This window comes from Ruminococcus sp. 210702-SL.1.03 (assembly GCF_020559915.1).
Taxonomy (GTDB): Bacteria; Bacillota; Clostridia; order Oscillospirales; family Ruminococcaceae; genus YE71.
In genome coordinates this window covers 1-19,792 of the sequence record NZ_JAJCLZ010000016.1, presented here as the reverse complement: position 1 = coordinate 19,792, position 19,792 = coordinate 1, and the positions used below count along the sequence as shown (strand labels likewise).

Annotated in this window: 19 protein-coding genes; 11 read left to right on the top strand and 8 right to left on the bottom strand. The window is 49.3% G+C overall.

What is annotated here, in order from left to right:
* Positions 1-3: 3 nt before the first annotated feature.
* The 8 genes from der to LI114_RS09340 all read right to left on the bottom strand — a co-directional run bounded on the left by der (position 4) and on the right by LI114_RS09340 (position 7,100).
* Positions 4-1,338, bottom strand: a complete 1,335-nt coding sequence (gene der, locus LI114_RS09375) for a ribosome biogenesis GTPase Der (RefSeq protein WP_022127321.1) — start codon at positions 1,336-1,338, stop codon at positions 4-6.
* Between the two features lie 31 nt (positions 1,339-1,369).
* Positions 1,370-2,674, bottom strand: a complete 1,305-nt coding sequence (locus LI114_RS09370; protein WP_227220446.1) for a DUF512 domain-containing protein — start codon at positions 2,672-2,674, stop codon at positions 1,370-1,372.
* A gap of 181 nt (positions 2,675-2,855) precedes the next feature.
* Positions 2,856-3,038: a 50S ribosomal protein L32 gene (gene rpmF, locus LI114_RS09365; RefSeq protein WP_022127323.1), complete on the bottom strand. Its 183-nt coding sequence runs from the start codon at positions 3,036-3,038 to the stop codon at positions 2,856-2,858.
* A gap of 28 nt (positions 3,039-3,066) precedes the next feature.
* Positions 3,067-3,612 carry a YceD family protein gene (locus LI114_RS09360; protein ID WP_227220445.1) on the bottom strand — a complete coding sequence of 182 codons (546 nt, stop codon included), beginning with the start codon at positions 3,610-3,612 and terminating at the stop codon, positions 3,067-3,069.
* Positions 3,613-3,679: 67 nt separating this feature from the next.
* Positions 3,680-4,084, bottom strand: a complete 405-nt coding sequence (locus tag LI114_RS09355; protein ID WP_022127325.1) for a hypothetical protein — start codon at positions 4,082-4,084, stop codon at positions 3,680-3,682.
* A gap of 83 nt (positions 4,085-4,167) precedes the next feature.
* Positions 4,168-5,499 carry a glucose-6-phosphate isomerase gene (locus tag LI114_RS09350; protein WP_227220444.1) on the bottom strand — a complete coding sequence of 444 codons (1,332 nt, stop codon included), beginning with the start codon at positions 5,497-5,499 and terminating at the stop codon, positions 4,168-4,170.
* A gap of 110 nt (positions 5,500-5,609) precedes the next feature.
* Entirely contained in the window at positions 5,610-6,773 is a 1,164-nt protein-coding gene (locus LI114_RS09345) for a D-alanyl-D-alanine carboxypeptidase family protein (RefSeq protein ID WP_227220443.1), read from the bottom strand.
* Positions 6,774-6,872: 99 nt separating this feature from the next.
* Positions 6,873-7,100, bottom strand: a complete 228-nt coding sequence (locus tag LI114_RS09340; protein WP_022127328.1) for an HPr family phosphocarrier protein — start codon at positions 7,098-7,100, stop codon at positions 6,873-6,875.
* A 238-nt stretch (positions 7,101-7,338) separates the two neighbouring features.
* Between LI114_RS09340 and mtaB the strand changes: the two genes are divergently transcribed.
* The 11 genes from mtaB to LI114_RS09285 all read left to right on the top strand — a co-directional run.
* A complete protein-coding gene (mtaB, locus tag LI114_RS09335) occupies positions 7,339-8,655 on the top strand; it encodes a tRNA (N(6)-L-threonylcarbamoyladenosine(37)-C(2))-methylthiotransferase MtaB (protein WP_227220442.1) in 1,317 nt (438 codons plus the stop codon).
* 166 nt (positions 8,656-8,821) lie between these two features.
* A complete protein-coding gene (locus LI114_RS09330) occupies positions 8,822-12,529 on the top strand; it encodes a phosphoribosylformylglycinamidine synthase (RefSeq protein WP_227220441.1) in 3,708 nt (1,235 codons plus the stop codon).
* 65 nt (positions 12,530-12,594) lie between these two features.
* Entirely contained in the window at positions 12,595-12,870 is a 276-nt protein-coding gene (locus LI114_RS09325) for a DUF1294 domain-containing protein (protein ID WP_227220440.1), read from the top strand.
* Between the two features lie 14 nt (positions 12,871-12,884).
* Complete coding sequence (locus LI114_RS09320) at positions 12,885-13,364, top strand: Lrp/AsnC family transcriptional regulator (protein ID WP_022127332.1); 480 nt, start codon at positions 12,885-12,887, stop codon at positions 13,362-13,364.
* Entirely contained in the window at positions 13,361-14,554 is a 1,194-nt protein-coding gene (locus tag LI114_RS09315) for an aminotransferase class I/II-fold pyridoxal phosphate-dependent enzyme (RefSeq protein ID WP_227220439.1), read from the top strand. Before LI114_RS09320 ends, LI114_RS09315 begins: the two co-directional genes overlap by 4 nt.
* Positions 14,554-15,432, top strand: coding sequence for a 4-(cytidine 5'-diphospho)-2-C-methyl-D-erythritol kinase (ispE, locus tag LI114_RS09310; RefSeq protein ID WP_227220438.1), 879 nt, complete (start codon positions 14,554-14,556; stop codon positions 15,430-15,432). Before LI114_RS09315 ends, ispE begins: the two co-directional genes overlap by 1 nt.
* A gap of 31 nt (positions 15,433-15,463) precedes the next feature.
* On the top strand, positions 15,464-17,005 hold the full coding sequence (locus LI114_RS09305; protein ID WP_227220437.1) for a hypothetical protein: 1,542 nt from the start codon (positions 15,464-15,466) through the stop codon (positions 17,003-17,005).
* A 5-nt stretch (positions 17,006-17,010) separates the two neighbouring features.
* The gene (locus LI114_RS09300) at positions 17,011-17,910 is read left to right on the top strand and encodes a radical SAM protein (protein WP_022127336.1); all 900 of its coding nucleotides are present in this window, start codon (positions 17,011-17,013) and stop codon (positions 17,908-17,910) included.
* 121 nt (positions 17,911-18,031) lie between these two features.
* Positions 18,032-18,538 (top strand): HD domain-containing protein, encoded by a 507-nt coding sequence (locus tag LI114_RS09295; RefSeq protein ID WP_227220436.1) that lies wholly within the window; start codon positions 18,032-18,034, stop codon positions 18,536-18,538.
* 329 nt (positions 18,539-18,867) lie between these two features.
* Complete coding sequence (locus tag LI114_RS09290; RefSeq protein WP_227220435.1) at positions 18,868-19,506, top strand: hypothetical protein; 639 nt, start codon at positions 18,868-18,870, stop codon at positions 19,504-19,506.
* A gap of 81 nt (positions 19,507-19,587) precedes the next feature.
* Positions 19,588-19,792 (top strand): hypothetical protein (locus LI114_RS09285; protein WP_227220434.1); only part of this gene is annotated, 205 nt, incomplete at its 3' end.

Below are 19,792 nucleotides of genomic sequence, written 5' to 3'. Positions count from 1 at the left end.
TCCTCAGGATTTAACGTCATCACGGTCGCGCTCGCGCACCATCATAACGATAGGCGTGCCGTCGAGCCCGAAAGTTTCGCGTATCTGATTTTCGATATAGCGGCGGTACGAGAAGTGGAAAAGCTCGGCACGGTTCACGAAAGCCACAAATGTAGGCGGCTTGGTGGAAGCCTGAGTCATGTAATAGATCTTCAAGCGTCTGCCCTTATCAGAGGGGGGCTGAACGCGCGCGGTGGCGTATGCGAGAACGTCGTTGAGCCTGCCGGTAGGTATGCGGACGGCGTTCTGCTGAGCAGTGTAATTTATCTTTTCAAGCAGCTTATCCATACGAGTGCCGTTTTTAGCGGAAATGAAAACGAAAGGAACATAGCTCATGAAGCTGAAATCTACCTCGAGCTTTTTCTTAAACTCATCCATAGTGTGAGTATCTTTTTCGATAGCGTCCCACTTATTTACAGCTACTACACAGGCCTTGCCCTTTTCGTGAGCGTAGCCCGCGACTTTAGAATCCTGCTCGGTAAAACCTACGGAAGCGTCGATAACTATGACAGCAACATCGGCGCGGTCTACCGCCATATAGGAGCGGAGAACGCTGTAACGCTCGATATTTTCAAGCACCTTCGACTTTTTGCGGATACCTGCGGTATCTATGAAAACGAACTTGCCCTGCTCAGTTTCAACATAGCTGTCGGTAGCGTCGCGGGTAGTGCCCGCAATATCGGAAACTATCACCCTATCCTCGCCGCAAAGACGGTTTATAATAGAAGATTTACCGACGTTAGGCTTGCCGATAACGGCTACCTTTACAACGTCCTCGCCGTAATCCTCCTCGGTATTTTCGGGAAGCTCTTTGAGGACTTCATCGAGCAGGTCACCCGTACCGTGACCGTGAACGGAGGATACCGCAATAGGCTCGCCAAGACCCAAATTATAGAATTCGTAAAAATCAGCAGGCGGTTCGCCGACGTTATCGCACTTATTTACGCAGAGGATAACAGGCTTGCCCGACTTGCGCAGCATAGCGGCAACGTCCTCATCGGTAGCGGTAACGCCGCATTTAAGGTCGGTAACTAGGATAATAACGTCAGCTTTTTCTATCGCAAGCTCAGCCTGACGGCGCATCTGCGAGAGGATAACGTCCTGCGAATCAGGCTCTATACCGCCCGTATCGACCAGCATAAACTCATGACCGAGCCATTCACATTTTGAATAGATCCTGTCGCGCGTTACGCCGGGGGTATCCTCGACTATCGAAAGGCGCTGACCTATCAGCTTATTGAAAAGCGTAGATTTACCGACGTTAGGTCTGCCGACTACGGCAACCAGTGGCATAGCCATCTATATCATCTCCAATCATGGTAGTAAAAAATCAATAATGAATGCCGAGGACGTTATCGAGATACTCGAAGCCGTCGTTGGCGGTAGGCGTTATTTTCACGCCAAGCTCGCGGCGAACATCGTCAAGATGAGCGTCGTCGAGAAAAATAGGCTCGTCCGCTTTGAGCATAGCCTTTGAGATAAGCAGTTCGTCGCCCAGATCAAGATCTTTGAGCTGCGCTACGAGATCCTGTGCGGTTATCAGACCCGAAACGGTGATAGTTTCGCCGAAAAATCTATTGAGTATCGGCACAACGTTCAGCTCGACATCTGGAAAATTCTGCGAGATCTTTTCTGCGAGCATTTTATGCACCACCGCCGCAGCCGTACCGCAGGCGAGAGTGACCTTGCGCTTTCCGCCGTCATATTCAGCGACTTTGAGCGCGCTATCTACCTCGTCGATGAGCGAGCGGCAAAGACCTACGCCGTTTTCGTACTGCGGATAATCCTCATAAAAATCACCCTCGGGCAGCGGTCTGCCTGCGGTGAGGTAAAATTCATCGGCAGCAAAGACCATGCGCGTGCCGAATTTTTCAAGCGATTTCTGCTGAGTTTCGGCAATAACGTCGATAGTCTGCGCGGCAGTTTCGGCGTTGAATATCTCCAGCGGGTACAAGCCCTGACGGAACTTAGTTATGCCGACAGGCACGACTGCGACCGACTGGATATTCGGCATGAGCGAATAGAGGTCGGTAAGGGTGCGGCGAAGTTCATCGCCATCGTTTATACCAGGGCAGCAAACTATCTGACAATTGAGCATAAGACCGCTTTCAGCCATCATTTTTATATAGCGCAGCTTATCACCGGCGAAGCGGTTGTGCATCATTTTGCAGCGCAGCTCGGGATTAGTAGTATGCACAGAAACGTTGATATTTAGCCGCATATCTATAATGCGCTGAATATCTTTATCGGTAAGGTTCGTCAGCGTGACGTAATTGCCCTGCAGGAACGAAAGGCGCGCGTCGTCGTCCTTAAAATAGAGCGTTTCGCGCATACCTGGAGGCATTTGGTCGATAAAGCAGAAGATACATTTATTAGAGCAGCTGCGTTTCTGATCCATAAGAAAAGAATCGAACTGCATACCAAGATCATCGTATTCCGACTTATATATCACCGACTTGCGCTCTTTGCCGTCGCGCTCGCAAACGACCTCGGTGCGGTCTTCAGCGGCGTAAAACATATAATCGAGCACATCGGCGATAGCGTGACCATTTATAGAGATCAGCGTATCGCCCGCCTTTATCCTAGCGCGCGCAGCGGGGCTGTGCTTATCTACACCCGTGACCTTTACCGACATTTTTGCAGCTCCTTTAAAAATTGACTTAATAAAAAAGCAGAGAAGGAATTTTCCTCCTCTGCCCATAGAAAACACCTTAAATGCTTTCAAAGCTCCGCTATTTTTCATAGCAGAGGTAAAGCTTTATCGGCTCGATGAACAAACCGCCGAAGCGGCTTGCCTACGAACTTTCGCTCTGCGATCAAACTTCCTTGCTGATCACTTCTACGCCCTTATAATATCCGCAATGCTTGCAAACCTTATGGGGTGCAGTCAGTTCACCGCAGTTAGAGCATCTGCTGAGCGCGGGTGCGTCGAGCTTCCATACGTTAGAACGTCTTTTGTCACGTCTGGCTTTGGAAGTCTTTCTCTTTGGTACTGCCATTTTGGCACCTCCTTAAACATGATCTCTTTTAATTCTGACAATCACAAGCGCCGTCGTTAAGATCTTTACCGCAACTCATGCACAGACCCTTGCAGTCCTCTTTACAGAGTATCTTGCTGGGCATTTCCATAAGCAGGTCGGTAACGGCAAGCTCGTTCATATCCAGCGTATTCTCGGGGCAAACGATATAATCATCATACTCGCTGCCGTTTTCGTCGTCGGCATCTGCCGCGGCGAGCTCTTTCACAACGGTATGAGAAGCTTCTACGTCATATTCCCTCTGAAACGCTTTTAAGCACCTATCACATTCTTGATCGAGCAGCGCGGAGACCGTATATTCAAGCGCAACAACGCCTGCGCGGTTATAAACGCAGCCCTTTATGTGCAAAGGCGCGGCGAAAGCCTCATGGAGCGGAGAATTTTCAAGCTCTGAAAGAGGTATCTGCTCATCAAAGTTGAGCTTCTGCCCTTCGATCTCAAAAATTTGTCTGAGCTGTAAAACCATATGGTATTCATTCCTTTCGCCAAAGCCCTCCGCACCCTTTCGGACAGCGGAAAGCATCACAAATTCCATTATAGACTCTTAGCGACGATTTGTCAAGCCTTTTTCGGAATTTATTTAAGAAAATTTAACTTTTTGTTTACTTAATGAAGTCCTTTACCTTAGTAGGCAGCTCTTCGGGGTCAGCGGAAACGGTAAATACTACCTTTACGTCCTTAGCGAGCATAGCTACCTTTTCGATCATAGCGCCGAACTCATCATAGTTTCTGCCGCCGATGCGGAGGATACCGTCTACATAGATCTCCTGAATATCATAGTTGCCGGCGAGCATACCTGCTACGAAGCCGTAGAAAGCGTCATAGCTGTTGATGCCGTATTCCTCAGCGTCAACAAGTCTTACATTGTGGGGAATATCGTAAGTAAGTTTCATGCTTCTCTCGATGCAAACTACGTTACCGGTAGATTTTTCAGCAGCTTCCTTGATCGCGTCGATCAGTATCTTGGTCTTGCCAGTGCCTTTTTTTCCGGGAATTAAGTTAATCATAATCAAATCTCCATTTCTGTCTGACGACATTTATTTTCGGGCAGCGGGCTGATGGAAAGCCCGTTCGCCTTGGAATCCTGTTTTTATTTCAGCTTAGCCTCAAGCTCAGCCTTCTGCGACTCATAACCGGGCTTGCCGAGCAGCGCGAACATATTCTTCTTGTAGCTCTCAACGCCGGGCTGGTTGAAAGGATTAACGCCGAGCATATAGCCAGAGATAGCGCAAGCCTTTTCAAAGAAGTAGATAAGCTCGCCGAGAGTTTCTTCGGAAACATCGTCAAGCTCGAGGATCATATTAGGAACGCCGCCCTCGGTATGAGCAAGCACGGTGCCCTGATAAGCTTTCTGGTTTACAACCGACATATTCTGATTTGTGAGGAAGTTCAGACCATCGAGGTTCTCAGCGTCGGGCTGGAGGAAGAGGTCGGTCTTAGGCTTCTTGATCTCCATAACGGTCTCGAACATGATGCGCGAGCCGTCCTGAATGAACTGACCGAGCGAGTGGAGGTCTGTGGAGAAAGTAGCAGAGGAGGGGAAAATACCCTTCTGATCCTTACCTTCGCTCTCGCCGAAGAGCTGCTTGAACCATTCGTTCATCATAACGAAGTTGGGGTCGTAGCTTATGAGCATCTCAACGCTCTTGCCCTTATTATAAAGGATATTACGGAGCGCGGCATACTTATAACAGTCATTTCCGTCGTCCTTAGAATACTTCTCTCTGCCTGTGGCGGCGCCGGCCATGAGCTTGTCGATGTCGATGCCTGCAACTGCGATAGGCAGCAGACCTACTGCGGTGAGCACCGAGAAACGTCCGCCTACATCGTCGGGCACTACAAAAGTTTCGTAACCCTCGGTATCAGAAAGCTCTTTCAGAGTTCCCTTAGCCTTATCAGTAGTAGCGAAAATCCTCTTCTTAGCCTCTTCCTTGCCGTACTTATCTTCAACAAGCTTCTTGAAGATTCTGAAAGCAAGTGCGGGCTCGGTAGTAGTACCGGACTTCGAGATAACGTTGACGCAGATGTCCTTACCATCGCAGATAGAAAGAACGTCATTGAGGTAAGTAGGGTTGATGCTGTTGCCTACATAGTAGATGTCGGGTGTATCTTTGGTAAGATTATTATAAAGTGTAGATCTTAAAGCCTCGATAACAGCGCGTGCTCCGAGGTATGAACCGCCGATGCCGATAACAATAAGAACGTCGCAGGACTTCTTGATCCTTTCAGCGGCAGCCTTTATTCTTGCAAACTCTTCCTTATCATAATCAACGGGAAGATCTACCCAGCCGAGAAAATCAGAGCCGGGACCGTTTCTGTTCTCAAGAGTTTTGTGCGCAGCCGAAACGAGCGGAGCGATAGCCTCAAGCTCATGATCGGCAACAAAAGGTTTAAGATATTCAGCATTAAGTTTAACAGCCATTGCAAGTCAGTTCCTTTCCTAATTAGCTTGTTTAATTATACAATACTTTTATGAATATTTCAAGACTTTTCGCAAATCGAGTTTAGTTTTGTAGAAACTGACTAATACGGTTAAGACATATTGAGCAAATTAAACAAATTTTTCTTCAAAGCGCATCGCATATCCATCACCCCGACGTCCTCTGCGGCGCAAATTTCTACTATCAGAAGCTTTTCATCGGCGAAAAAGTAGTCTATTTTTCCGAGAACATCGTCTTTTTTGACGGGGGCTTTCACGTTTTCTTTTATCTTGGGTGAGCGAACAATTTCGGAGAACGTTCCGGCTTTGACGATAGTAGGCGTAAAGTCTTTTACTTTGACACGAATTTTCATTTTTTCGCCGTGTTCGACCTCTATATCCTGCAAATATTCATCTGCGATCTCGGGTGAAAACACGCGATAATTGTCAAAACAAGTGTCAAGTAATTCTCTTGCGTGAGAAAACAATTCGTCTCTGTCAGAAGCGCCGAGTACGACTGCACAAAGGCTCATTTCCCCGCGTTTTGCTGTGAAAGAAAGACATTCCCCTAGGTCTTTAACGCTGCATGATTTCATGCCTGTTACGCCTTTATAAGTTCGTACCAATCTGTTATTATTGACAAGCTCAGTATCTTTACAGCCTACGTTATCTATCCATGTTATAAAATAGTCCGTCAAGCTTGTATGCTTTGCAATCGTACATGACAATTTAGCGATGTCATGAGCCGTAGATACTGTATTTTCGTTTGTTCCGCAGCAATCTAAAAATACAGTTTTTGTCATTTTCAACTGTTTGGCACGCTTGTTCATACGCTTTACAAAAGCTTCTTCTGAGCCGCTTAATTTCTCTGCGAGAGCCGTGCAAGCGTCGTTGGCGTTGCCGATGGTTATGGACTTTATCAGCTCTTCTACGGTTATCTTTTCGTCAATGTCAAGCCATATCTGAGTTCCCTGCTTGGCGTTGGCGGTCGGCGAAACGGTAACTACATCGGTAAGCGAAAGTTTGCCCGAGTCGAGCTCTTCGGCGGCGATGAGCGCGGTCATCAGCTTAGCCATATGCCCCATCGGCAGCTTTTCGTCGGCGTTTTGCTCATAAAAGACCTTACCGCTGCCGACGTCGCAAACGTAAATGCTGCGCGCCGAAATTTCTGCCGATATATCCTCCGGCGTACGGCTTTTTTCAGCCGAAGCGCCCGTAAAGGACGTGAAAAACACCATGGCAGATACAGCTGCCGCGGCAAATGCTGATAATTTCAAGATACACCCCTCCATTAGAACAGTTTGTACATTTTATTCACGCGGCGGGGTTTTTATACAAAAAAAGCGGCGCACTGAGCGCCGCCATGAGATTTGATTTTACTCAACGATAAATTCCTTGATCTTCTCGAAGAAATCGCCGGGCTCATCGGTATGAGCAACGAGCTGGATGGGATTTGAGAGATCGAGGCTGAAAATACCCATAATTGACTTGGCATCTACCGCATATCTGCCCGAAACGAGGTCGATATCAAAATCATAAAGCATTACGATGCTTACAAAATCCTTTACTGCATTGATGGAATCGAGTTTGATCTTAGTTTTCATATTAGTTACCTCCTTAAAATGATGCCTGTTTTCCTAGAGCTTCCTCTGCTCTACACTTAATATTATAATCATTTTTTCGAGTTTGTCAAGCGTTATTTGCATTTTTTCTGAAAATATAGTATAATAGTCAATAGCCGTGTGTGCGCAAAGTTGGTTTTAGTACATTTTCACAATAAATGTGATAGTTTTTTGTGCATATGCGACATTTATTTCTCTTTTCAGGAGGTTGGATATACAAATGGGTAATACGCCTTTAAAAATATACTACATGACTTTCGGCTGTAAAGTAAACCAATACGAAACAGAAAACATAGCCGAGCGCTTCAGCGAGATGGGCGATATGCGCACCGAGGATATTGACGCGGCAAACGTCTGCATAATAAATTCCTGCACGGTAACGGCGCAGTCTGACACGAAATGCCGACACTTCATCAGCCGTGTGAAAAGGGAGAACCCCGCGTGCATAATCGCACTGACGGGCTGTTACCCGCAGGCTTTTCCCGACAAAGCCTCGCAGATAGCCGAGTGCGACATAATCTGCGGAAACAACAACAAGACTGCCCTGCCGCAGATGGTGCACGATTATTTCAAACTGCGCAAGCGGACTTTCAGCGTGCCCGAGAACTATCTGCATCAGCCTTTTGAGCATATGATGAACGCCGAAGCCGAGCAGAAAACGCGCGCATATCTTAAAATACAGGACGGATGCGACCTTTTCTGCACCTACTGCATCATACCGTATGCGCGGGGGCATATGCGTTCGAAGCCGATCGGCGACATTATAAAGGAAACGGAGATGCTGGTGAGCGCGGGTCACAAGGAGATAGTGCTGACAGGCATAAACCTATGCTGTTACGGACGCGACCTCGGCGGGCTGAGAATGATAGACGCTATCGAAGCTGTTTGCAAGGTGGAGGGCGATTTCCGTGTTCGGCTCGGCTCGATGGAACCCGAAATGATCTCAGACGAGGACATCGCGCGAATGGCGGCGCAGAAAAAGCTGTGTCCGCAGTTTCATCTTTCGCTGCAAAGCGGCTGTGACAAGACGCTGAAAGCCATGAACCGCCACTACACCTCGGCAGAGTACGCCGAGATATGCCGCAAGCTGCGCGCCGCTTTTCCGCACTGTGCGATAACCACCGACATAATGGCAGGCTTTCCGCAGGAGAGCGCGGAAGATCACGCGGAGTCGCTGAGATTTGCGGAAAAGACAGCCTTTGCAGACGCGCACATTTTCCCATACTCACGGCGCAGCGGTACGCCTGCCGACAAGATGAGCGGTCAGCTTGACAAAAAGACAAAGGCGGCGCGCGCGGCGGAGATGGCGGCGGTATGCGCGAAAAGCCGCGCGGAGTACAACCGCAGCTTTATCGGCAGGACGGTAGAGGTGCTGTTCGAGCGTGAAAGCAGCGCCGAACATCATCAGGGGCACATAGCGGAGTACGTTGTGGTAAAAACGCCGCGCACCAGCGATGAAAGTCTTTTCAGACAGAAGCGGCTCGTTAAGATAACATCTGCGGACGAAAACGGCTGCGGCGGAGAAATAGTCGGCTGAGAGGATAATGGCTAATTGTAAAAAAACTTTTACCGCTTTCAATAAACTTCAAATTAGGTTTGACAAACATATTTAATATGTGATATAATAAACTATATAGGAGCGAATCGACACGCACCTGCAAATATAAATATATGACAATAAATAGTAAGGAGCTGTTTAAATCATGTCTGTTTACAGAATTTATGTTGAGAAAAAGCCCGAATTTGCGGTAGAAGCAAAATCGCTGGCGGCTGACATCCGCTCGGCGCTGGGCATCGAGCTTGGCGAAGTACGAATAATCAACCGCTACGACGCCGAGGGTCTTTCGGAAGAAGACTTTAAGGCGGCTATACCTGTAGTATTCTCTGAGCCTGCGGTAGACGTTACCTACGACCATATGCCCGAGCTGAAAAAGGGCGAAGCTGTAATAGCCGCAGAGTATCTGCCCGGTCAGTTCGACCAGCGCGCGGACTCATGCGCGCAGTGTATCTCTCTGCTGCGCGGCGGCAAGCGACCCACTGTAAAATCGGCTAAAGTATACATATTCGGCGGAGCGCTCGACGAAAAGCAGTTAGCCGAGATAAAGCACTACATAATCAACCCCGTAGAGTCGCGTGAAGCTAAGCTCGACCGCTTTGAAACGCTGGACGTAGCTTACGCTATACCCACCACCGTAAAGACGATAGAGGGCTTCATCGCGAAGAGCGAAGACGAGCTGAAGGACATGATAGCCGAGATGGGCCTTGCTATGGATCTCGACGACATCAAATTCTGTCAGACATATTTCCGCGACGATGAAAAGCGCGACCCCACCATCACGGAAATAAGAATGATAGACACCTACTGGTCTGACCACTGCCGTCACACCACTTTCTCTACCATAATCGACAACGCCGATATTTCTGCTCCTTACATAAAAGATACATACAACGAATATCTCAGCGCAAGAGCCGACCTTTACGCAGGCAGAAGCGACAAGCCGCAGACGCTGATGGATCTTGCCGTTATTGGTGCAAAACAGCTCAAGAAAGCCGGACTGCTGAAAGACCTTGACGAATCGGAAGAGATAAACGCCTGCTCGGTAAAGATAACGGTAGACGTTGACGGCAAGGACGAGGAATGGCTGCTGATGTTCAAGAACGAAACACACAACCACCCCACCGAGATAGAGCCTTTCGGCGGCGCGGCTACCTGCTTAGGCGGAGCTATACGCGACCCGCTTTCGGGCAGAAGCTACGTTTATCAGGCTATGCGCGTTACCGGCGCTGCCAATCCCCTTGTACCCGTTGAGGACACGATAGAGGGCAAGCTGCCGCAGAGAAAGATAACCGTAGGCGCTGCAAACGGCTACTCCTCATACGGCAACCAGATAGGACTGGCTACGGGACACGTTGCGGAGGTTTACCACCCCGGCTACGTTGCTAAGAGAATGGAGATCGGCGCGGTAGTAGGCGCAGCACCCGCGAGCAATGTAAGAAGAGAAAGACCCGCACCCGGCGACATCGTAATACTGCTGGGCGGCAAGACGGGCCGCGACGGCTGCGGCGGAGCGACAGGCTCTTCAAAATCGCACACACTGCACTCGCTGGAATCCTGCGGCGCAGAGGTACAGAAGGGTAACGCGCCCGAAGAGAGAAAGCTGCAAAGGCTTTTCCGCAACCCCGAAGTAACATCTATGATAAAGCGCTGCAACGACTTTGGCGCAGGCGGCGTATCGGTAGCGATAGGCGAGCTTACCGATGGACTGCTGATAAACCTCGACGCAGTTACCAAAAAGTACGACGGTCTTGACGGTACTGAGCTTGCAATATCGGAATCGCAGGAAAGAATGGCGGTAGTTATCGCCAAAGAGGACACAGAGAAGTTCATGGCCGAGGCTGCTAAGGAAAACCTAGAAGCTACGCTCGTAGCGGTAGTAAAGGAAGAGCCGCGCCTGAGAATGAACTGGTGCGGAAACATAATAGTAGATCTCTCACGCGAATTCCTCAACTCTAACGGAGCTGAGAAGCACACCACGGTAGAAGTTGGCGCGCCGCTCATCGGCAACGAGGACGCGGGCGAGGACACGGCAGACAGATGGGACGCTATGATCTCAAACCTCAACGTTTGCTCGCAGAAGGGACTGGTAGAGCGTTTTGACGCTACCATCGGCGCGGGCACTGTGCTCATGCCTTTCGGCGGCAAATATCAGAACACGCCTAACCAGGCAATGGCGGCGAAGATACCCGTACTAAAGGGCGAAACGACCACTGCTTCCGTAATGGGCTGGGGCTACAATCCTTATCTTTCTTCGCAGAGCCCTTACCACGGCGCAATGAGCGCGGTAGTAGAATCGGTAGCCAAGGTAGTTGCCGCGGGCGGTACTTACGAGAAATGCTGGCTGACATTCCAGGAATATTTTGAGAGAACGCAGAACGATCCCGAGCGCTGGGGCAAGCCTTTTGCCGCACTGCTGGGCGCATACAAGGCTCAGTGCGAGCTGGGCTGCGCGGCTATCGGCGGAAAGGACTCGATGTCGGGAACGTTTGAAGAGATAGACGTACCCCCCACGCTGGTATCATTCGCGGTATCGGTAGCGAACGCCAACAACATAATCTCAGACGAATTCAAGAAAGCAGGCTCTAAGGTAGCGCTCATCGCTCCCGAGTACGACGGCAACAAGCTTGTAAACTTCGACTCGCTCAAGAGCGTTTTCAAGAAGGTAGAAAAGCTTATCGCAGAGGGCAAAGTGCTTTCATGCTGGGCGGTATCGTTCGGCGGTGTGAGCGAGGCAGTTGCTAAGATGGCGTTTGGAAACAAGATAGGCTTTAAGTTCACCGAAAAGCTTACCGCGGCAGAGCTGTTCCGCCCCTGCTACGGCGCATTCGTGATCGAGCTGGCAGACGGCGCTGAGACCGACATGAAGATGATCGGCGAGACTACCGCTGAATACAAGATAGACAACGGCTACGTTATAGACGGCGAGCACCTTGAGAAGCTTTGGGAAGAAAAGCTCGAGCCCGTATTCCCGACGCAGGTGAAGAAGCCCGACTACGAGCCTAAGACATATTCATACGAAGCCAAGGAAAGAAAGTCGCCCGCTATCAAGGTCGCTAAGCCACGCGTGCTGATACCCGTATTCCCCGGCACCAACTGCGAATACGACACCGCGCGCGCATTTGAAAAGGCAGGCGCTGAGGCCGACATCTTCGTAATACAGAACCTTAGCGGAGAAATGATAGAAGCTTCCGTAAAGGCTATGGAAGAGAAGATAAAGCAGGCACAGATAGTAATGCTGCCCGGCGGATTCTCAGGCGGCGACGAGCCGGACGGCTCGGGCAAATTCATAGTTTCGTTCCTCAGAAACCCGCGCCTTACCGACGCTATACACGACCTGCTGAAAAACCGCGACGGTCTTATGCTCGGTATATGCAACGGCTTCCAGGCGCTGATAAAGCTGGGTCTTGTGCCATACGGCGAGATCACGCCTATGAAGAACGATTCGCCCACGCTGACCTTCAACACCATTGCAAGACACCAGTCGAAGATGGTAAATACAAGGATAGCCTCTAACAAATCGCCTTGGCTGGCAAGCTGCAATGTAGGCGACATACACAACGTAGCCATATCGCACGGCGAGGGCAGATTCGTAGCTACGGCGGAAGAAATAGCCGCTATGGCAGCAAACGGACAGATAGCTACGCAGTATGTAGACTTTGACGGCAAGCCTACTCTTGACATACAGTGCAACCCGAACACCTCTATCGACGCCATCGAGGGCATAACATCGCCCGACGGCAGAGTATTCGGTAAAATGGGACATTCGGAAAGAAAGGGCTGCTGCGTTTGCAAGAACGTACCCGGAGAAAAGGATCAGCAGATCTTTGAAAACGGCGTAAAATACTTCAAATAAGCTCTTTATGCGGGGTAGGGACAATATTCCCTGCCCCGTATTTTATAGAGGAGATAACGAAAACCATGCTGATAAAGATATACGCGGCGGCAACGCTGATAATGAGCGTAATAACATTCGCGGCATTTGGAAACGATAAGAGAAAAGCGAAGAGAAGTATGTGGCGCACGCCAGAAGCTGTACTGCTGACGCTCTCGCTGCTGGGCGGCTCTATCGGCGCGCTGGCGGGAATGAGATTTTTCCACCACAAAACGCGCAAGCCGAAGTTTATAATACTTGTACCGCTGACGCTGATTATATGGGCGGCGCTGGGAGTACTGCTCGTAAAAACAAGCTTATGAAAGGAAGATCATATATGGACGCATTATTGAAGCTTTTAAAAGGCAACGCCAGACTCAGCAACAGCGAGCTGGCTGTAATGCTCAACTGCTCGGAAAAAGAGATAGCCGACCAGATCTCGCGCTACGAGAGCGAGGGGATAATAAAGGGCTACACCTCTATAATCGACGAAGCGGCGGTAGACCCCAACGCCGTCACCGCGCTGATAGAGCTTAAAGTAACGCCGCAGTCGCAGAGCGGATACGACGAGATAGCGCGCGAGATAGCGGAGTACGAAGAAGTAGAATCAGTACGGCTGATGTCGGGAGCGTACGACATAATCGTTTCTGTAACGGGCAGCAATATACGAGAGATCTCGCAGTTCGTATCGGCAAGGCTGGCAGCCATCGACGCGGTAACATCTACCGCAACGCATTTCCAGCTCAAAGCGTACAAGGAAAACGGCATTGCCATAACCGACGAGCAAACGGACGAAAGAGGTATGATCTCCCCATGAATACAGAAGATTACGACAAGCTGCTGAACAAAAACGCAGTAGACATGAAGCCTTCGGGCATAAGAAAATTCTTCGATATTGCGCAGCAGATAGACGGCGTAATATCGCTGGGCGTAGGCGAGCCGGACTTCAAAACACCTTGGAAAGTACGTCAGGCGGCGATAGAAACGCTGCAAAAGGGTCGCACCTGCTACACTGCGAACGCGGGACTTATAGAGCTGCGCCGCGAGATCTCAAAATATCTGCTGAACACTGTGCACACGCAGTACGACCCCGAGAAAGAGATACTGGTTTCGGTAGGCGGCTCGGAAGCGATAGACCTAGCGGTAAGAGCGATAGTATCGCCGGGGGACGAAGTGCTGATAGTAGAGCCATCGTTCGTATGCTATGCGCCGATAGTCAGCATGATGGGCGGCGTGCCGATAGCCATCGAAACGAAAGTAGAGGACGAATTTCGCCTTACAGCGGCTGAGCTTGAGGAAATGATAACGGACAAGACAAAGCTGCTGATACTGCCCTACCCCAACAACCCCACCGGCGCGATAATGCGCCGCGAGGACTTAGAACAGATAGCTGACGTACTCAACGGCACGGACATATTCGTTATCTCAGACGAGATATATTCGGAGCTGACGTACACAGGCAGGCACTGCTCGATAGTAGAGATGGAGGGCATGAGAGAGCGCACGGTGCTCATCAACGGCTTTTCCAAAAGCTTCGCCATGACAGGCTGGAGATTAGGCTTCGCCGCCTGCCCGCGCGAGATAATGAAGCACATATTGAAGCTGCACCAGTACTCTATAATGAGCTCACCGACGACGAGCCAGTATGCGGCGACCACGGCGCTGAGAGAGTGCATGGGCGACATACAGAAGATGAAAAGTGAGTATAATATGCGCAGGCGGCTGGTAACGGACGGCTTTAACAAGCTGGGACTGAAATGCTTCGAGCCGCAGGGAGCTTTCTACGTTTTTCCGTGCATAAGATCGACGGGGCTGACGAGTGATGAATTTTGCGAGCGGCTGGTATACTCAAAGAAAGTTGCGGTAGTGCCGGGCACGGCTTTCGGCAAATGCGGCGAGGGATTCGTGCGCGTAAGCTACGCATACTCGGTAAGCCACCTGAAAGAAGCGCTGAAACGCATAGGCGAATTTCTTGAAGAGCTGAAAAACGAAAACGGAGGAAACTGATGAAAAGTATAAAACTACGCGCGAACGCAAAGCTGAACCTATTTCTCGACATAACGGGAAAGCAGGCGAACGGCTACCACACGCTGAAAACGGTAATGCAGTCGGCTGACCTCTGCGACGAGCTGGAGTTCATAATATCAGACGGCACAGGCATAGAGATATTCTGCAACCGCTCTGACCTGCCGCTGAATGAGGATAATCTGGTATGGAAAGGCATATCGGCAGTGCTGAGCTACGCGTATTTCTCGCCAGGCTGCAAGATAACGGTGAACCTAACGAAAAACATCCCCTCAGGAGCGGGCTTAGGCGGCGGCAGTGCGGACTGCGCGGCGGCTATCATCGCGATGAACGAGCTTTTCCATCTAGACTTTTTCGACGACGAGCTAAAGACCGTGGCGGCGATGTGCGGGGCTGACGTGCCTTTCTGCATAAAGGGCGGCACGGCGCTATGCGAAGGAGTAGGCGACATAATAACTCCCCTGCCGACGCTTGCGGCTACGGATATAGTCATCGCAAAGCCGAAGGAGAGCATATCAACGCCAGAAGCCTACGCGCTTTTCGACAAGAGCGGCAGGCAGAGCGAGGGTGACTACGCGGCGTTTGAAGCGGCTATGAAGAGCGGCTCTGCTAAAGAACTTGGCGGTGCGCTTTACAACGCATTCACCGAAAGCTGTGCGCCGATGGAAGTAAACGGCATACGCAACAAGCTGAAAATGGCGGGAGCGCTGGGCACGGAAATGACCGGCAGCGGCTCGGCTGTATACGGAATATTTGCCGACGGCGAGAGCGCGCAGGCGGCGCTGAAAAAATTCGAGTGCTGCGACACATTTGCGGGAGCTTACCGCACCGCCGCAAAGGGAGTAGAGATGATCAAGTGACCTGCTGACATACAGAGGGAGGAGAAACTACATGGCATACCGCTGTAAATGCTGCGGATATATATTCAAAAGCAGCGATTCAGACCTTTGTCCCGAGTGCTTCACCGCGCGTGACGATACAAAATGCAGTGACATGGAGCGCGGACACACGCACTTTAAAGAACGCAGTAAGGAGAAGAACGACTTTCTCGACGACCAGCTTCGCGAAGAACGCAAGGCGGCTAAGGAGGACTTCGGCGAGGACTACAACATTCGCGACGACAGCGCAAAAAACAGCCGCTATACACAGAACTACACGGGAACGTATAATGCGGGAGCGCGGCAAAGCTACGGTCAGCCGCATATAAACTCGGCTTACAACGGCGGCAAGAGCACAATACGGTTCACAAACGGCTTTGACCCTAACGCGCAGGGCGGCTACAACAACACGCAGTATAATTACGGAAATATGCAGGCAAACTACGGTAATATGCAGGCTTACGCCGCAAGGAATGCAAAGACTACAAAGAAGATAGTTGTGGCTATAATCATAATCGCTTTTCTGCTGCCTATGATCGCAAGCATATGTCTTTCTGTACTGAGCTGGGTGAAAAACAGCAGGAATACGGACGATGAAGAACTGTATGGTGACGGGAAAAGCGGCGCATACAGCACCATAGATGATGTTGAACTGCTTGACAATGGATTTTCGGCACGCTCATACAACGAAGATGTAGAGATGCAGATCACGAACATCAGGCTTGGCAAAAGCTATTCTTCACTGGAAGAGATACAGCAGGCATATCCTAACGTAACGTCATATTACGGCAGCGACGACGTATACAGCCAGCAAGGAATGACATGGCGCATCGCGAACATAGATATAGACGTTGATGAAGATTCAGGATACATCCCGAACACGCTCACGCTGTATGGATACGATGACGACGATCAGTATATGTACAGTGTATCAAGCAACGTATATACTGCTAAAATCTCGCATATCGACAGCCTGCCGATTTTTATTTGCGAATCATGCAAGAAGATAAGTTTTTATATCTACTCTGTGCCGTCCGATGATACATACAACGGTGAAAGCGTTACCATAAGCACAGATTACGACGAGATCGCGGGCGTAGCGGCTGAGGACGACAGCGATCTGGAGCTTATAGGCAGCAACTACAATTACAGCAAAACTAACAATAACGAGCTTAAAAATATAACATCAGACATCACGCTCTGCCCTGCTAAAAACGCTAAGGACGCAGACGTAAAAGAGTATGCGCAGGATATGACCATTTATGACAAGTGGCTCGAGGACAACGCGAAGTGGAAGCTTGCGGGATTTGATCTGAAAAGCACTGACGATACGAACACGAAGCCGAAGGTAAAGATCTTAAAAGTAGGAGTAACGGGTCAGGACGCATACGGAAAAACGGTATACGAGTACCTGCCTGCCGAAGAAAATCCCGCGCCCGAGCTTTTGATATGCGACAAAGTGCAGAATTACACGATAGTTTTGAAGATCGCGAACGAGTCTGGTTACGAGATGGAATACTATTACTACATGACATATGACGAGCTGGCAGGGTGAGAAATTTGCAGACTGAGAAAATTTTAAGAAACTGCCGACTATGCCCGCGCGAATGCGGCGCTGACAGGTACGCAGAAAAAGGCTTCTGCGGAGAAAGCGCGGCTGTACGGATAGCGCGCGCAGAACTGCACATGTGGGAAGAGCCGTGCATAAGCGGCACTAAAGGCTCGGGCACGGTGTTTTTCAGCGGGTGCAATCTGAAATGCTGTTTTTGCCAAAACTACGAGATCTCGCACCTGGGCAAAGGCTTTGAGCTTACGCGCGAGGAGCTGGCGGAAACGTTTATAAGAATGCAGGATATGGGCGCGCACAACGTCAATCTTGTGAACCCGACGCATTTCGTGCCGCAGATACTGGACGCGCTGGAGATATGCGGCGAGCGGCTGAGGATACCGATAGTCTACAACAGCGGCGGATATGAAAAACCCGAAACGCTGGATATGCTGCGGGGAAAAGTAGATATTTTCCTGCCCGACTTGAAATACTTTGACGCGCAGGCGTCGCGGGAATATTCGGGAGCGGCAGACTATTTTGAAAAAGCCATCGCGGCTATACGGCGCATGGCGAACATCGCGGGTAAACCGATCATCGAGGACGGGATAATGAAGCGCGGGGTGATTGTACGGCATTTGGTACTGCCGAACCACAGGCACGACTCGCTACGGCTGATAGAAGAGCTGGAAAAACGCTTTGCGGCGGACGAGATAATGGTGAGCCTGATGTGCCAGTACACGCCGGTATACCGCGCGGCGGAACACAAGGAGATAGACCGCAAACTCTCGGGCTTTGAGTACAAAACGGCAGCGGAGCGACTGGAGCAAGCGGGATTTGCGGGATATTTTCAGCAAAGAGATTCAGCGCAGGAAAAATACATACCGCAGTTTTACAGTGCAAAATATTACTAAGTGCTAAAAATTTGCTATAATTATCAGACAAAAAGGCATATATGGAAACGAAAAATTATTGAAAAGTTCACAAGTTTCTGATAAAATGTACTTAAATAAATATGAAAGGGCTGATGCCAAAGTGTCAAGAGCAATAGGTTCGAGATACAATGTGGAACATTCATCACACACATCGGCATACTTGAACGCGATAAGCGATGTACTTAGCAGCAGCGAGGTACAGGAACTCAAAAAATTTGAGCACCACCACAGCATGACGCGGTTTCAGCATTGTCTGAATGTTTCATATTACAGCTATCTTACCTGCCGCAAGCTGGGCTTTAACGCAGAGCAGGCAGCGCGCGCGGGACTTTTGCATGACCTTTACGTTTCCTCGCCGAAGTGCACTAAAGAGCATCTGAAAAATCACCCGCAGGTAGCGCTGGAAAATGCGCGAAAATCTTTCAAGCTTACCAAGGTTGAAGCAGACGTGATACTGAAACATATGTGGCCGCTGAGAAAAGGAAGGCCGAAATATCCCGAATCTTACGTTGTAATGTTTACAGATAAATACATCGCGCTGATAGAGTACTGCATTTATCTTTCACATTCAGCCAAAAAGATCACAAAAAAATCAAACAAAAGTTAAACGAACGAAAACACGGAAAATGCTGTTTACTACATTTTCCGTGTTATTTTTTACATTTCAGCCGAAAAATCATATATTATTTTACAGACGAGCTAGATATTTGTTTTCAAAAACGTGCAAAAGGATGATAAGTATCATTGATTTATGGTAATCTTAGGACGAAGTTTGTCGAAAAACTATGCAGAAGCATCAAATAATGTAACAAACTTTTTTTCAATATAGCTAAAGTGCACAACGATTTTTACAGACATTTACATTTTGCATTTTAAATAAAAATGTGGTAAAATATAAATAAAGGGATCATTGCAAAAAAGGAGAGAAGACCCGATATGCTTTACCGAACGAAAGATCTATCGAAATACGAGATACGATTTGAAGAGCTTGAACAGTACATGAAGCGGCTGACGGCGAAAGGCAGAAGCGAGAGATTCATAACCTACTGGACGAAGGCTATGCAGAGCATTTATGAGAGCAACGTTTTCGACCGCGCGGACACGGGCGACGATTTTGCGATACAGACGGTGAAGATAACCGAGCGGTGCACTTTTCAGATGAACTACAATCTGACGAAGCTGGAACAGTACTCGCGCTACTACGACGCAAAGACATTCACTGCGGCGGAGTTTGCGGAGAAGAAGCTGATCATATACAAAAGCTGCTTCCGCAGGAAGAGCGCGAGCGCGCTTGAGGACAACAACCCCACCGTAGTGATAATAGAATGCCCATGCGGGGTGAATTTCAAAAAGGTCGCGATACTGGGCACTAACGAGCTGGAGAGCAGGCTGAAACGGCACATGAGGATAGACTGCGTAGAGATACCGCGGCAGCAGGTATTTTTCTCGCTTTCGCAGCCGTTTGAGAAAGCATGGTACAAATTTATGATAGAATTTAACGAGTACATAAAGCTGGAAACGCCGATAGAGCGGAAGAGATTTCTGAGCAGCTCAGCCTGCATGAACTATGTTTGAGAGATATTTGATAAAGTATTGACAAATTATTTCCTGCGTGATATAATTAAATAAATAATAATATCAAATGAGGAGAATAATATGAAAAGAACTATCAAAAATACTATCGCTGTGATAGGCGCTATCGCTATGTTTTCTACCACGGGGGCTATGCTGCCGAGCGCTGAGGTATACGGCGCGCCTGTTCAGACCGCGGCGGTGCTCGTCGAAGCGAACAACGGCTTGAACCCACCCGCTTTGCGCGAGTACAAGGTCACCGCAAACAGCGCGACACTCTCATGGAAGC